The organism is Pseudoxanthomonas sp. 68-E7 (genome assembly GCF_057773145.1).
Genome location: NZ_JBYMTI010000002.1, coordinates 673,836 through 687,770, shown reverse-complemented (window position 1 = coordinate 687,770; position 13,935 = coordinate 673,836). Strand labels below are relative to the sequence as shown.

The following is a 13,935-nucleotide window of genomic DNA, read 5'->3' as shown; positions in this document are numbered from 1 at the left end:
CGTTTCCTTCCGGACATTCCCGCTCCATGTCGCACCGTCACTGGGTGGCCGCGTCCATCCGCAGAATCGAAGCCGATTTCAATCGTTCGGCCGACACCCATCTGATTCCGCTGTCGCTGCCCGGTTATCCGGACATCGACTTCTATTTCAAGGACGAGTCCAGCCATCCCACCGGCAGTCTCAAGCACCGGCTGGCGCGTTCGCTGTTCCTGTATGCGCTGGCCAACGGCTGGCTGCGCGAGGGCGCGCCGGTAATCGAGGCGTCCAGCGGATCGACTGCGGTATCGGAGGCGTATTTCGCCCGCCTGCTCGGTGTCCCCTTCATCGCGGTGATCCCGGCCAGCACCTCTCCGGAAAAGATCGCTGCCATCGAATTCCAAGGCGGGCGCTGCCACCTGGTCGAACGCGCCTGCGATCTGGACGACGCATCGCGCCAGCTCGCACGCGAGACCGGCGGGCATTTCATGGATCAGTTCACCTACGCCGAGCGCGCCACCGACTGGCGCGCCAACAACAACATCGCCGAGTCGATCTTCAAGCAGATGGCGGCAGAACCGCACCCGGTGCCGGCATGGATCGTCTGCAGTCCCGGTACCGGCGGCACCGCCGCCACCCTGGGCCGCTACGTGCGCTACCGCCAGCACGCCACCGACATCCTGTGCGCGGATCCGGAGGTCTCGATGTTCTTCGACGGCTATCGGGAAGCGCTGGCAGGCCGTCCGTGGCGCGACCTGGCCAGCACCGGCGGTTCCCGCATCGAAGGCATCGGCCGGCCGCGGGTGGAGGCAAGCTTCCTGCCCAGTTGCGTGGACGCGATGGTCAAGGTGCCGGATGCGCTCTCGCTGGCGGCGATGCGCGAGGTCAGCGCGCGGCTGGGACGACGCGTGGGAGGCTCCACCGGCACCAACTTCGTCGGCGTGCTGTGGGCGGCGCAGCGGATGAAGCAGGCCGGGCGCGCCGGTTCGATCGTCACCATCCTCTGCGATGCCGGCGAGCGCTATGCGCACAGCTACTACGATCCCGCCTGGTACCGGGACAACGGCATCGACGTGGAAACCAGCGACGCCGCGATTTCGGCCGCATCCGCCGGCCGGTCCTTGCCCGAACTGTCCTCGGCGGTGCGCTGACGAACACGGGTGGACGGGGTCCGGTGCTTGGATCCGGGCCGGCCGCCTCCACCTAGGACAGGTGTTTCGCGTACACGCCGCCCGATTCCAGGAGTTCCCCGTGACCCTTCCGCTGCTCGATTTCTCCGGCCTGCCGCGCTTCGACGCGATCCGCCCCGATCAGATCACCCCCGCCATCGACCGGTTGCTGGCCGAGGCGGAGGCGGAAGTGAAGCGGGCCGAGGCGGTGGCGCCGGTGAGCTGGGACGGCTTCGTGGTGCCGCTCGACGACGCCACCGAGCGGCTGTACCGGGCGTGGGGACAGGTCACCCACCTGCAGGCGGTGGTCAATACGCCGGAACTGCGCGAGGCCTACAACGCCAACCTGCCCAAGGTCACCCGTTTCGGCAGCGCGCTGGGACAGAACCTGGCCCTGTACGCGCAGTACAAGGCGCTGGCGCAGTCGCCGGAAGCCGCCGGCTACGACGAGGCGCGGCGCAAGGTACTGGAAAACGCGTTGCGCGATTTCCGCCTGGGCGGCGCCGAACTGGACGACGCGGGCAAGGCGCGCTTCAGCGCCATCCGCGAGGAACTCTCGGCGCTGTCGGCGAAGTTCTCCAACAACGTGCTCGACGCCACCGACGCGTGGGCGCTGTATGTCGAGGACGAGGCGCGGTTGGCCGGATTGCCCGCGGACGTGCTGGCCGCCGCCCGCGCGCAGGCCGAAAAGGACGGACGCGACGGCTGGAAGCTGACCCTGCAGATGCCGTGCTACCTGCCGGTGCAGACCTATGCCGAGGATCGGGCACTGCGCGAGCAGCTCTATCGCGCCAGCGCGGTACGTGCCTCCGAACTGGGCGACGATGCGGGGCTGGACAACAGCCCGCTGATCGAACGCATCCTGGCCCTGCGCACCGAACTGGCGGCGTTGCTGGGATTCGCCAGCTATGCGGATTATTCGGTGGCCACCAAGATGGCCGACAGTCCGCAGGCGGTGCTGGCCTTCCTGCGTGATCTGGGCAGCCGGGCGCTGCCGCATGCGCGGCGCGACCGCGCGGAACTGGAGGCATTCGCGCGCGACGAACTGGGTCTGGCGGACCTGCAGGCCTGGGACCTGGCCTGGGCCGGCGAGAAGCTCAAGCAGGCGCGCTACAGCTATTCCGGGCAGGAGGTGAAGCAGTACTTCACCGAACCCAGGGTGCTGGCCGGCCTGTTCGATCTGATCCATGCGCTGTATGGTCTTAGGGTCGAGCCGGACCAGGCGCCGGTCTGGCACCCGGACGTGCGCTTTTACCGCCTCGTCGATGGCGAAGGCGGCTTGGTGGGCCAGTTCTACCTGGATTTGTACGCACGCGAAGGCAAGCGCGGCGGCGCCTGGATGGACGATGGCCGCAACCGCCGCGAGCGCGCGGCGGGGCAGGGCGTGCAGACGCCGCTGGTATACCTGGTCTGCAACTTCGGCCGCGGCGCCGATGGCAAGCCTGCGACCTTCAGCCACAACGAAGTCACCACCCTGTTCCATGAAATGGGCCATGGCCTGCACCAGTTGCTGACCCGGGTCGGCGAGCTGGCGGTGGCCGGCATCAACGGCGTGGAATGGGACGCGGTGGAGCTGCCCAGCCAGTTCATGGAGAACTTCTGCTGGGAATGGGAGCGCGTGCGGGCGATGACCGCGCACGTGGAATCCGGTGAGCCGCTGCCGCGCGATCTGTTCGATCGGATGCTGGCGGCGAAGAACTTCCAGAGCGGCATGGCGACCGTGCGGCAACTGGAGTTCGGCCTGTTCGACATGCTGCTGCATGCCGGCGGCCGCGACCCGGCCGGCGACAGCGTGCTTGCGCTGCTGGAGCGCGTGCGCGACGAGATCGCGGTGAACCGACCGCCGGCCTGGAACCGCTTTCCGCACCAGTTCAGCCACATCTTTGCCGGCGGATACGCGGCCGGTTACTACAGCTACAAATGGGCCGAGGTGCTGAGCGCGGACGCCTATGCCGCGTTCGAGGAAGCGCCTGCGCAACTGGCCGAGACCGGAGCCCGTTTCCGCGGCGAGGTGCTGGCGCGCGGCGGCAGCCGTGGCGCGGCCGAGAATTTCAGGGCGTTCCGCGGACGCGAACCACGCATCGACGCGCTGCTGCGGCACAGCGGCATGGCGTAGGGGACGGGGAAGGAAGGCCGGCGGACGACCTGCCGGCCCCGGCGCGACGGGCCGGGCCCGTGCCATGTCCAGCCGGTTTGGCGCTCCCTAGGGGACTCGAACCCCTGTTTTAGCCTTGAGAGGGCCACGTCCTAACCACTAGACGAAGGGAGCGTTTGGGTGATGCCGGCGAAGCGCATTAGTATATGCGGCTACCCCGGCCTTCGGCAATCGCCCGCCGGGGCGACGAGACAACCAACGGAACCGCCACCATTACCCCGAACATCACCCTGCGCAGCATTCCCCGCGACCAGCACCCGATATCGCGCAAGGACATCAGTCCCAATGCCCTGCGCGTGCTGTACCGGCTGCGTGACGCGGGCTTCGCCGGCTACCTGGTCGGCGGGGCCGTGCGCGACCTGCTGGTCGGTGGGCACCCCAAGGATTTCGACGTCGCCACCGACGCCACCCCGGAGCAGGTCAAGCAGCTGTTCCGCAATTGCCGGCTGATTGGCCGCCGGTTCCGCCTGGCCCACGTGGTGTTCGGCAGCGAGATCATCGAGGTCGCCACCTTCCGCGCCAACAGCGACGACGGCAGCGGCGATCGCGAAATGGAGAATGGCCGGCTGGTCCGCGACAACGTCTACGGCACCGTCGAGGACGATGCGATCCGTCGCGACTTCACTGCCAATGCGCTGTATTACGCCATCGAGGATTTCTCGGTGCGCGACTACGTCGGCGGTTTCGAGGACGTGCAGGCCCGCACGCTGCGCCTGATCGGGGACCCCGAGCAGCGCTACCGCGAGGACCCCGTGCGCATGCTGCGCGCGGTGCGCCTGGCCGCCAAGCTGGGCTTCTCGATCGAGCCGGCCACCGCGGAGCCCATCGCGCGGCTGGCGTCGCTGCTTTCCGACGCCGCGCCGGCGCGGTTGTTCGAGGAAATCCTCAAGCTGTTCCTGTCCGGCCACGCGGTGGCCAGCTTCGAGGGCCTGGAGCGTTTCGGCCTGCTCGGCGTGCTGCTGCCGGAGACCGCCGCGGCACTGGCGTCCAACCGCAGCGGGGCGCTGCGCCGCATGCTGCTCGAAGGCCTGGCCGGCACCGATCGGCGCGTGGCCAACGATGAGCCGGTGTCGCCGGCGTTCCTGTTCGCCTTGCTGCTGTGGCCGGCATACTGCCGCGCCCTGATGGCGCTGCAGGCCCAGGGCGTGCATGCGGAGGAAGCGCAGCGCCGCGCCGCCGATCGAGTGACCCTGCACCAGCTCAATACCATCGCGCTGCCACGCCGCTTCTCGCTGCCGATGCAGGAGATCTGGCTGTTGCAGACGCGCTTTGGCAACCGCCAGCGCAAGCGGGTCATGCGCCTGCTGACCCATCCGCGCTTCCGCGCCGCCTTCGATTTCCTGGTCCTGCGTCTTTCCGCATCCAGCGAACATGCCGAGGACGTGGCGTTCTGGCGGGAGGCCCAGGCGCAATCGCCCGAGGTCCTGGCCAACGCGCTGGTTTCCGCTCCGGGCACGGCGGACGAAGAGGGGGGGCCGCAAGGTCGCCGTCGTCGCCGCCGTCGCCGTCGCAGCAGCGCCGCTTCGCCGGAATGAATCCGCCGGCCACGGCCTTCGTCGGCCTGGGCGCGAACCTGGGCGACGCCCAGGCCAGCGTGCGCGCGGCCGCCGTCCGGCTGGGGCAACTGCCGGAAACCGAATGCCTGGCGTTGTCGCGGCTCTACCGCACCCCGGCCTGGGGCCTGGAAGCGCAGCCCGATTTCATCAATGCCGTGGCCGTGCTCCGCACCACGCTGGAACCGGTTACGTTACTGGAGCACCTGCTCGCGGTGGAGCGCGAGTTCGGCCGCGATCGCAGCCGCGAGCAGCGCTGGGGCCCGCGCCGGCTGGATCTGGATCTGCTGTTGTTCGGGGATCGGGTGCTCGATGTGCCCGGACTGCAGTTGCCGCATCCACGCCTGCACGAACGCGCCTTCGCGCTGGTGCCGCTGCTGGACGTGGCGCCGGATGCCTGGATCCCGGGGCACGGCTACGCGCGGGATGCAGCGTCCGGCCTGGAAAGGTCGAACATCCAGCCGTTATGAGGGGATAATGCATTCCCATGAGCACCCACGCCGATAGCAAGCCCTGGACCGTTCCCGCCCTGGCCGAGGCCAAGCGGGATGGACGCAAGCTGGTCATGCTGACCGCCTACGACGCCGGTTTCGCCCGGGTCTTCGATGCCAATGGCGCCGACCTGATCCTGGTCGGCGATTCGCTGGGCATGGTGGTGCAGGGACACGATTCGACCCTCCCGGTCAGCACCGCCGACGTCGCCTACCACACCGCCGCCGTCGCCCGCGGCCTGAACCGCGCGCTGCTGATCAGCGATCTGCCGTTCCAGTCCGACGCCACGCCCGAGCGCGCGCTGGACGCCTCGATCGCGCTGCTGCAGGCGGGCGCGGAGATGGTCAAGCTGGAAGGCGCCGGCCACAAGCTGGAAGTGATCCGCTTCCTGGCCGAGCGCGACATCCCGGTCTGCGCGCACCTGGGCCTGACCCCGCAGTCGGTGCTCAAGTTCGGCGGCTACAAGGTACAAGGCCGCGACGAGGCCGCCGCCGCGCGCCTGCGTGCCGATGCCCGCGCGGTGGCGGAAGCCGGCGCGGCGCTGCTGGTGCTGGAATGCGTGCCGTCGCCGCTGGCCGCCGCCATCACCGCCGACATCGCGATCCCGACCATCGGCATCGGCGCCGGCCCGGACTGCGATGGCCAGGTGCTGGTGCTGCATGATTTCCTCGGCCTGGACAGCGGCCACCGCCGGCCGAAGTTCGTCAAGGATTTCCTCGCCGAAGGCGGTTCGATCGCCGGCGCCGTGCGCGCCTACGCCGACGCTGTGCGCGACGGCAGCTTCCCCGACGCCAGCCATTCCTACTGAGCCACGCTTCCGGCGCGGCGCGCCAGCGCACTTTCCGCGGACACCTACATGCTAGAAACCATCACCGAACCGCACGATCTGCGCGCCCGCGTCAGGCAATGGAAACGCGAGGGCCTGAAAGTCGCGCTGGTGCCGACGATGGGCAACCTGCATGCGGGCCATTACTCGCTGGTCATGCTGGCGCGGCAGTACGCCGACCGCGTGGTGTCCAGCGTGTTCGTCAATCCGACCCAGTTCGGTCCCAACGAGGACTTCACCCGCTACCCGCGCACGCCGGAAGCGGACATGAGCGGTCTCGAGGGCGCCGGTTGCGATGTCCTGTGGTTGCCCACGGTGGAATCGATGTATCCGTTCGGCGTGGAACTGGCCGCCCGGGTGCACGTGCCGGGCGTCAGCAGCCTGCTGGAAGGCGCGCACCGTCCCGGTCATTTCGATGGCGTGTGCACCGTGGTCGCACGCCTGTTCAACCAGGTGCAGCCGGACCTGGCGGCCTTCGGCAAGAAGGATTACCAGCAACTGGCGGTCATCCGGCAGATGGTGGCGGACCTGGCATTCCCGATCGAACTGCTCGCCGGCAGCATCGTGCGCGAGAGCGACGGCTTGGCGATGAGTTCGCGCAACCAATACCTCTCGGCGGACGAGCGCCCGCGCGCCGCGGAGATCCGCCGCGTGCTCACCGCCATGCGCGACGGCATCGTCGCTGGAAACCCGCGGGTGGAGGTCGAAAGCGCCGCCAGCCGCCAGCTGGCCGAGGCCGGCTTCGTGGTGGACTACACCACGGTGCGTCGACCCGACCTGAGCGAGCCGGCGGATGGCGAAACCGGTAGCCGGGTCGCGCTGGTCGCCGCCCGCCTGGGCCGGACCCGGCTGATCGACAACCTGGAGTGGTGAGCGCGGCGCCCTTCGTCCGCTTCCTGTTTCGCGCGTTTTCACGCGCCGCATGCACGGCGGCCGCCGCCGGCCGCTGCTAAACTTCCGCTTCCTCCGTGGTCCGTCACCCCCGCCATGCAACTCAGCCTGCTCAAGACCAAGATCCACCGCGCCACCGTCACCCACGCCGAACTGAACTATGAGGGCTCGATCGCCATCGACGGCCTGCTGCTGGACGCCAGCGGCATCCGCGAGTTCGAGCAGGTGCACATCTGGGACGTGACCAACGGTGCGCGTTTTTCCACCTACGCCATCCGCGCCGACGAAGGCAGCGGCATCATCTCGCTCAACGGTGGCGCCGCGCGCCACGTGCAGATCGGCGACCTGATCATCATCGCCGCGTTCGCCGGCATGAGCGAGGAGGAAGCCGAGCGCTTCCAGCCCAAGCTGATCTACGTGGACGGCAACAACGCGATCACCCACACCAACCACAGCATCCCCAAGCAGGCCGCATGAGCCAGACACCGGGTTTCGACGCATTGCAGTCCCACGCCGCGCGCCTGCGCGGGCAATCCCTGCCGGCGCTGCTGGCGCAGGATCCGGCGCGCGCCAACGACTTCGCACTGCGCCACGGCCCGCTGTATTTCAACTTCGCCCGCCAGGGCTATGACCGCGACGCGTTGTCGGCGCTGCTCGCGCTGGGCGAATCGCGGGATCTGACGGGCGCGTTCCAGCGCCTGTTCGATGGCGAGAAGGTCAACGTCACCGAAGGCCGCGCCGCCCTGCACACGGCCCTGCGCGGCAATCACTCCGGGGCCGCCGTCGCGCGCGAGGCCTTCGCCACCGCCAGCGCGGTGCGCGAGCGCATGGCCGCGCTGATCGCGGATCTGGAAGCCAGCGATGTCACCGACATCGTCAGTGTCGGCATCGGCGGTTCCGATCTCGGCCCGCGGCTGGTGGCCGATGCGTTGCGCGGCCCGTTGCCGGGCCGCTTCCGCGTGCATTTTCTTTCCAACGTCGACGGCGCAGCCGCCCAGCGCGTGCTGGCGCCGCTGGATCCGCGCAAGACCGCGGCCATCCTGATTTCCAAGACCTTCGGTACCCAGGAAACCCTGCTCAACGGCGGCATCCTGCGCGACTGGCTGGGCAGCAGCGACCGGCTGTACGCGGTCAGCGCCAATCCCGAGCGCGCGGCCGCCGCGTTCGCGATCGATGCGGCGCGCGTCCTGCCGATGTGGGACTGGGTCGGTGGCCGCTACTCGTTGTGGTCGGCGGTCGGCCTGCCGATCGCGCTGGCGATCGGTTTCGAGCGCTTCGAGGCACTGCTGGCCGGCGCCTCGGACTTCGATGCGCACGTATTGAACACCGCGCCCGCCGGCAACATCGCGGTACGCCACGCGCTGACCGCGATCTGGAACCGCAACGCGCTCGGCCATGCCGCGCATGGCGTGATGACCTACGACCAGCGCCTGGCACTGCTGCCGGCCTACCTGCAACAACTGGTGATGGAGAGCCTGGGCAAGTCGGTGAAGCTGGACGGCAGCCCGGTGGGCGTGGACACCGTGCCGGTATGGTGGGGTGGGGCCGGCACCGATGTGCAGCACAGCTTCTTCCAGGCGTTGCACCAGGGCACCGGCATCGTGCCGCTGGATTTCATCGGTACCGTCCGCAACGACGATCCCTACGCCGAGAACCACCTGGCGCTGATGTCCAACCTGCTGGCGCAGACCGAGGCGCTGGCGAACGGGCAGGGCAGCGAAGATCCGCACCGCGCGTATCCGGGCAGTCGCCCCAGCACGCTGATCCTGCTCGACGCGCTGACCCCGCAGACCCTGGGCGGCCTGATCGCCATGTACGAGCACAGCGTGTACGCGCAATCGGTGCTGTGGGGCATCAACGCCTTCGATCAGTTCGGCGTGGAGCTGGGCAAGCAATTGGCCAATGGCCTGCTGCCGGCGCTCAAGGACCAGGCCGAAGTCAGCGATCCGGTCACCCGCGTCCTGCTGGAAGAGCTGCGCAAGCGCGGCTGATCTTCAGGAAGCACCTTGTAGGAGCGACGTGAGTCGCGACCGGATGGTTTCCGTCGTCGCGACTCACGTCGCTCCTACGGGGACGGTGTCATGGCTGCGAATGCCGCTGCAACGCCCACGCCACATGCTCGCGCACCAGCGCCGACGGATCATCGCGGCGCGAGGCCAGTGCGGCCAGCACCTCGGGTGTCGTCGGCGCATTGCCCAGCGCGACGGCGATGTTGCGCAGCCAGCGTTCGTGGCCACTGCGGCGGATCGCCGAGCCCTCGGTGCGGCGCAGGAATTCGGCTTCGTCCCAGGCGAACAGCTGCGGCAGGGTCGCGGTGTCCAGATCGTTGCGCGCGCGGAAGTCGGGTTCGTCATGGCGCTTGGCGAACTTGTTCCAGGGACAGACCAGTTGGCAATCGTCGCAGCCGAAGATGCGGTTGCCCATCGGCACGCGCAGATCTTCAGGTATCGCCCCGTCGTGCTCGATGGTCAGGTAGGAGATGCAGCGCCGCGCATCCAGTCGGTAGGGCGCGGTGATTGCCCGGGTCGGACAGATGTCGATGCAACGCACGCAGGTGCCGCAGTGCGCGCTGGCGGGCGCGTCGATGGGCAGCGGCAGGTCGACGTAGATCTCGCCCAGGAAAAACCAGGAGCCGCCTTCCTTGTCGATCAGGCAGGTGTGCTTGCCGATCCAGCCAAGTCCCGCGTTGCGCGCGAGCGCGCGTTCCAGCACCGGTGCCGAGTCGACGAACACGCGATGGCCGAATGGCCCGACTTCCTCCTGCAGCCGCTCGGCCAGCCGCTGCAGGCGATTGCGCATCAGCTTGTGGTAGTCGCGTCCCAGCGCGTAGCGCGCCACGTAGGCGCGCTCGCCGTCCGCCAGCGTCCGCCAGGCGTCGTCGCCGTCATTGCGGCCGTAATCCAGGCCCACCGAGATGACCCGCAAGGTCCCCGGCAGCAGTTCCTGCGGCCGGCTGCGCTTGTCGCCATGGCGCGCCATCCAGTCCATCGAGCCGTACAGGCCCTGCGCCAGCCAGTCGCGCAGGTGATCCTCGTCCGGCCCCAGTTCGATGCCGGCGATGCCGCAGCGCTGGAAACCGAACTCGCGCGCCAGATCCCGTACCCGCGTGGCGAGCGCGGCGGGGTCCGGCAGCAGGGCGGGCGCGGTGGACGACATGCGGCAAGTATAGAATCGGCCGCATGTCCGGCAGCTTTCCCCTGTACGACACCCACGCCGCGCGCGAACTGGATGCGCGTGCGACCGCCCGCCTGGGCGGCGATTCGCATGCCCTGATGCTGCGGGCCGGACAGGCCGCCTGGCGCCAGCTGCTGGCCGAATGGCCGCAGGCGCAGCGGATCGTGGTGGTGTGCGGGCCGGGCAACAACGGGGGCGATGGTTACGTGTTGGCGCAGCTGGCGCGTCGCTCCGGACGCACGGTGCTGGTGGCGCATCTGGACGAGCACGCGCCGCGCACTCCGTCCAGCCAGCGCGCCTGCACCGATTACATCGCCGCCGGTGGCCGGGTCGAACTGTTCGACATCGTCCTGCCCGCCGCGGATCTGGTGGTCGACGCACTGTTCGGCATCGGCCTGTCGCGTGCGCCCGAGGCGGGATCCGCGCGGCTGATCGAAGCGATCAACGCGCAGAGCGCGCCGGTGTTCTCGCTGGATGTTCCCAGCGGTGTGGACGCCGATCGCGGCCAGGTGCCAGGCGTGGCGGTGCTGGCTTCGCGCACCCTCCAGTTCATTGCCGAACACGTCGGGTTGCGCACCGGCGATGCGCTCGAGTACACCGGCGCGTGCGCGCTGGACGAACTCGACGTGCCGGACGATATTTTCACCGACGTTGCGCCGGTGGCGACCGGGCTGGGGCAGGGCGCGCTCGCGCGCTGGTTGTTGCCGCGGCGACGCAACACCCACAAGGGTGAATCCGGACGCGTGCTCTGCATCGGCGGCGACCAGGGCAGCGGTGGCGCCATCGCGTTGTGCGCGGAGGCGGCCTTGCGCGCCGGTGCCGGCCTGGTGCGGGTGGCTACCCGCGAGCGCCATGTCGGACCAATCCTGGCGCGCAGGCCGGAAGCGATGGTGCGCGCGGTGGAATCCGGCGAGGACCTGGCGCTCTTGTTGCCGCAGGCCGACGTGATCGCGCTCGGGCCAGGACTTGGGCAAGGCGAATGGGGAATGGGTCTGTTCGAACTGGCGCTGCGCGCGGGCAAGCCCTGCGTGCTGGACGCCGATGCGCTCAACCTGCTGGTGGCGCATCCGCACGAACTTCACGACGCGATCCTGACCCCGCATCCGGGCGAGGCGGCGCGGCTGCTGGGCGCGGACACGCGCGAAATCCAGCGGGATCGCCTGGCCGCCGCGCGCGCGCTGGCCGAACGTCACGGGTCCGTGGTCGTACTCAAGGGCGCGGGCACGATCATCGCCGCCCCGCGGGAAACGCCCTGCGTGCTCGATGCCGGCAATCCCGGCATGGCGGTCGGTGGCATGGGCGATGTGCTGACCGGCATCATCGCGGCGCTGCGCGCGCAGGGACTGCCGGCGTTCGACGCGGCGCGTGCCGGCGCGTTGCTGCATTCGCTTGCGGCCGACGCCGCGGCCGCCGACGGCGAACGTGGATTGCTGCCTTCGGATCTGATGCCGATCGTGCGCGGCCTCGCCAATCCCTGAGCGCGCGAAGGCTAGAATCGCGGCATGGAATCCCTGTCCCTGTTTCTTCCCGACAGCGAGGCGACCGACGCGCTCGGACACGCGCTCGCCGCGAGCCGGCCGACCAGTGCCGTGGTCCACCTGCAAGGCGATCTCGGCGCAGGAAAATCCACCCTGGCGCGCGCGCTGCTGCGCGCACTGGGCGTGCAGGGCGCCATCCGCAGCCCGACCTACACACTGGTCGAACGTTATCCGCTGGCGGACGGCGAAGCCTGGCACCTGGATCTGTACCGCATCGGTGATGCGGGGGAACTGGATTTCCTGGGCCTGGACGAGGGCAGCGCCACCCTGTGGCTGGTGGAATGGCCCGAGCGCGGCGGCGCCGGGCTGCCGGCTTGCGACCTGCGGGTCAGGCTGGCGGTGGACGGATCCGGGCGTTCCGCCACCCTGGAGGCGTGCAGCGGAGCGGGCTGGGAATGGCTGGGACGGCTGACAAAAGATCGCCAGTTGCCTCGATCACCTGTCCCAGCGGTATAGGAAGATCCGGCAGGTCACGGATTATTAAGGGAAAACTTCTTGCAATCCGGCGCGGTTGGTGCTTGAATCCGCCCCATGCGCCCGGGGAAGCCTCCATTCCAACGCCTATGTGTCGCCGCCCTCGGGCTGGTGATGGCTTCGGCGTGGGCCGGAACCGCGTCCGCCGGTGAGGTCAGCGCGGTCCAGCTGAGCAACGGCGCGACCGGCACCCGGGCGGAAATCCAGTTGCAGGGCAAGGGCGAGTTCAAGACCCTGGCCCTGCATGGCCCCGAGCGCCTGGTCGTGGATCTGCCCGCGTCCAGCGCGGCGCGCGGCCTGAAGCTGCCCAGCGGGCAGGGCGTGGTCACCGCAGTGCGGACCGGCCAGCCCAGTCCCGGCACCCTGCGGGTCGTGTTCGACCTGGCCGGGCCGATCACTGCGCTGAAACCGCGCGTGGAAAGCGTCGGCGGCGGTGCACGCCTGGTCATCGAATGGCCCGGCGACGGTCCCGCCAACGCCGTCGCCAAGGCGCCCGCCGTGACCACCCCGTCGTCGTCCGCGCCTGCCTCGGCCGCGCCGAGCGAAGTCGCGCCGACACCTTCGGCCGGCCAGGCCACCGCGGCGCTGGCGGCCCAGGTCGCGCAGCAGGCCAATGCACCCGCGCCGCGTCCGGCCGAAGCTGCGCCGGCATCGTCGTCCCCGTCCCCGCAGGCCATCCTCAACGGCCAGCCCACCGCCCAGGTCGCGCCCGCGCAGCCGAACGCGGCCGGCGTGACCGCCGGTGGCGTGCCGTACACCATCGCCACCGGCAAACCGGCCACGCCGGCGCCGGAGGAACCCGCGTCCGTCGCGGCCCCGCAGGAACCGGCGCCCAAGGTCGGCATGCGCGCCGGCATGCGTCCCCTGATCGTGGCCATCGATCCGGGCCATGGCGGCCAGGATTCAGGCGCGGTCGGCCAGGGCGGCACCTACGAGAAGAACGTGGTGCTGGCGATCGGCCGCGAACTGGCCCGCCAGATCAACGCCACCCAGGGCATGAAGGCCTACATGACGCGCGACAGCGATGTCTTCATTCCGCTCAACATGCGCGCCCGCAAGGCCCGCGCCGCCGGTGCCGACATCTTCGTGTCCATCCATGCCGACGCCGCGGAAAACCGCTCGGCGCGTGGCTCATCGGTGTACGTGCTGTCGCTGAAGGGCGCGTCCTCGCAGCGCGCGCGCTGGCTGGCCGACAAGGAAAACGCCTCCGATCTGATCGGTGGCGTGGCCCTGCAGAAAGTCGACAACACGCTGGGCTCGGTGCTGCTGGACCTGGCCCAGAGCGGCCACATGCGCGCCTCGGAAGACGCCGCCAACCACGTGCTCGATGGCCTGAAGCGGGTCGGCAACAACCACAAGCCGAACATCGAACGCGCCAACTTCGCGGTGCTGCGCACCTCGGACATGCCCTCGATGCTGGTGGAAACCGCCTTCATCTCCAATCCGGACGAAGAGAAGCGGCTGAAGGATCCGGCCTACCAGCGCAAGGTCGCTGCCGCCGTGCTGGATGGCGTCAACACCTACTTCACCCGCCAGCCTCCGCCGGGCACGCTGTTCGCCGCGCGCGCGCAGGCCGAAGCCGAAGCACGCAGCGCCGCCGCGGGCGGCGCCGCCGGCGCGCCCTGAGTGCTCCGCGCCGGGGCATCGCTCGGCTATCATCCGCATTGACTTCCCGCGACGGCGAACG

General features: G+C 69.4%; 12 protein-coding genes and 1 tRNA gene. 11 read left to right on the top strand and 2 right to left on the bottom strand.

All coding sequences use genetic code 11. The features are described from left to right. Positions 1-26: 26 nt before the first annotated feature. Together AC3DE2_RS07675 and AC3DE2_RS07670 are read left to right on the top strand one after the other, a co-directional pair. Positions 27-1,127: a PLP-dependent cysteine synthase family protein gene (locus AC3DE2_RS07675; RefSeq protein WP_488425694.1), complete on the top strand. Its 1,101-nt coding sequence runs from the start codon at positions 27-29 to the stop codon at positions 1,125-1,127. Positions 1,128-1,227: 100 nt separating this feature from the next. Then, a complete protein-coding gene (locus AC3DE2_RS07670; protein ID WP_488425693.1) occupies positions 1,228-3,261 on the top strand; it encodes a M3 family metallopeptidase in 2,034 nt (677 codons plus the stop codon). Between the two features lie 78 nt (positions 3,262-3,339). Here AC3DE2_RS07670 and AC3DE2_RS07665 read toward each other — a convergent pair. Further along, positions 3,340-3,414, bottom strand: a tRNA-Glu gene (locus AC3DE2_RS07665). Between the two features lie 32 nt (positions 3,415-3,446). Between AC3DE2_RS07665 and pcnB the strand changes: the two genes are divergently transcribed. The 6 genes from pcnB to pgi all read left to right on the top strand — a co-directional run bounded on the left by pcnB (position 3,447) and on the right by pgi (position 9,053). Beyond that, entirely contained in the window at positions 3,447-4,835 is a 1,389-nt protein-coding gene (gene pcnB, locus AC3DE2_RS07660; RefSeq protein WP_295382968.1) for a polynucleotide adenylyltransferase PcnB, read from the top strand. Beyond that, the gene (gene folK, locus AC3DE2_RS07655; RefSeq protein ID WP_295382970.1) at positions 4,832-5,323 is read left to right on the top strand and encodes a 2-amino-4-hydroxy-6-hydroxymethyldihydropteridine diphosphokinase; all 492 of its coding nucleotides are present in this window, start codon (positions 4,832-4,834) and stop codon (positions 5,321-5,323) included. The genes pcnB and folK overlap by 4 nt, the downstream gene beginning before the upstream one ends. Before the next feature lie 17 nt (positions 5,324-5,340). Then, on the top strand, positions 5,341-6,153 hold the full coding sequence (gene panB, locus AC3DE2_RS07650; protein WP_295382971.1) for a 3-methyl-2-oxobutanoate hydroxymethyltransferase: 813 nt from the start codon (positions 5,341-5,343) through the stop codon (positions 6,151-6,153). 48 nt (positions 6,154-6,201) lie between these two features. Continuing rightward, complete coding sequence (panC, locus tag AC3DE2_RS07645; protein ID WP_488425692.1) at positions 6,202-7,044, top strand: pantoate--beta-alanine ligase; 843 nt, start codon at positions 6,202-6,204, stop codon at positions 7,042-7,044. Between the two features lie 114 nt (positions 7,045-7,158). Further along, positions 7,159-7,539: an aspartate 1-decarboxylase gene (gene panD, locus AC3DE2_RS07640; protein ID WP_295382974.1), complete on the top strand. Its 381-nt coding sequence runs from the start codon at positions 7,159-7,161 to the stop codon at positions 7,537-7,539. Continuing rightward, positions 7,536-9,053: a glucose-6-phosphate isomerase gene (gene pgi / locus AC3DE2_RS07635; RefSeq protein WP_488425691.1), complete on the top strand. Its 1,518-nt coding sequence runs from the start codon at positions 7,536-7,538 to the stop codon at positions 9,051-9,053. Before panD ends, pgi begins: the two co-directional genes overlap by 4 nt. Before the next feature lie 88 nt (positions 9,054-9,141). Here pgi and queG read toward each other — a convergent pair whose 3' ends face one another. After that, entirely contained in the window at positions 9,142-10,218 is a 1,077-nt protein-coding gene (gene queG, locus AC3DE2_RS07630) for a tRNA epoxyqueuosine(34) reductase QueG (protein ID WP_295382976.1), read from the bottom strand. Positions 10,219-10,241: 23 nt separating this feature from the next. Here queG and AC3DE2_RS07625 point away from each other — a divergent pair, with 23 nt between their 5' ends. From AC3DE2_RS07625 to AC3DE2_RS07615, 3 genes are all read left to right on the top strand, one after another. Then, complete coding sequence (locus AC3DE2_RS07625) at positions 10,242-11,714, top strand: NAD(P)H-hydrate dehydratase (protein WP_488425690.1); 1,473 nt, start codon at positions 10,242-10,244, stop codon at positions 11,712-11,714. A 24-nt stretch (positions 11,715-11,738) separates the two neighbouring features. Further along, entirely contained in the window at positions 11,739-12,230 is a 492-nt protein-coding gene (tsaE, locus tag AC3DE2_RS07620; RefSeq protein WP_488425689.1) for a tRNA (adenosine(37)-N6)-threonylcarbamoyltransferase complex ATPase subunit type 1 TsaE, read from the top strand. Positions 12,231-12,305: 75 nt separating this feature from the next. Beyond that, positions 12,306-13,874: an N-acetylmuramoyl-L-alanine amidase gene (locus tag AC3DE2_RS07615; RefSeq protein ID WP_488425688.1), complete on the top strand. Its 1,569-nt coding sequence runs from the start codon at positions 12,306-12,308 to the stop codon at positions 13,872-13,874. Positions 13,875-13,935 lie beyond the last annotated feature (61 nt).

Bases quoted from the DNA above. Each gene is read 5' to 3' on its own strand.
- AC3DE2_RS07675 (WP_488425694.1), top strand. From the start codon at position 27: ATGTCGCACCGTCACTGGGTGGCCGCGTCCATCCGCAGAATCGAAGCC.
- pcnB (WP_295382968.1), top strand. From the start codon at position 3,447: ATGCGGCTACCCCGGCCTTCGGCAATCGCCCGCCGGGGCGACGAGACA.
- folK (WP_295382970.1), top strand. From the start codon at position 4,832: ATGAATCCGCCGGCCACGGCCTTCGTCGGCCTGGGCGCGAACCTGGGC.
- panB (WP_295382971.1), top strand. From the start codon at position 5,341: ATGAGCACCCACGCCGATAGCAAGCCCTGGACCGTTCCCGCCCTGGCC.
- panC (WP_488425692.1), top strand. From the start codon at position 6,202: ATGCTAGAAACCATCACCGAACCGCACGATCTGCGCGCCCGCGTCAGG.
- panD (WP_295382974.1), top strand. From the start codon at position 7,159: ATGCAACTCAGCCTGCTCAAGACCAAGATCCACCGCGCCACCGTCACC.
- pgi (WP_488425691.1), top strand. From the start codon at position 7,536: ATGAGCCAGACACCGGGTTTCGACGCATTGCAGTCCCACGCCGCGCGC.
- queG (WP_295382976.1), bottom strand. From the start codon at position 10,218: ATGTCGTCCACCGCGCCCGCCCTGCTGCCGGACCCCGCCGCGCTCGCC.
- AC3DE2_RS07625 (WP_488425690.1), top strand. From the start codon at position 10,242: ATGTCCGGCAGCTTTCCCCTGTACGACACCCACGCCGCGCGCGAACTG.
- tsaE (WP_488425689.1), top strand. From the start codon at position 11,739: ATGGAATCCCTGTCCCTGTTTCTTCCCGACAGCGAGGCGACCGACGCG.
- AC3DE2_RS07615 (WP_488425688.1), top strand. From the start codon at position 12,306: ATGCGCCCGGGGAAGCCTCCATTCCAACGCCTATGTGTCGCCGCCCTC.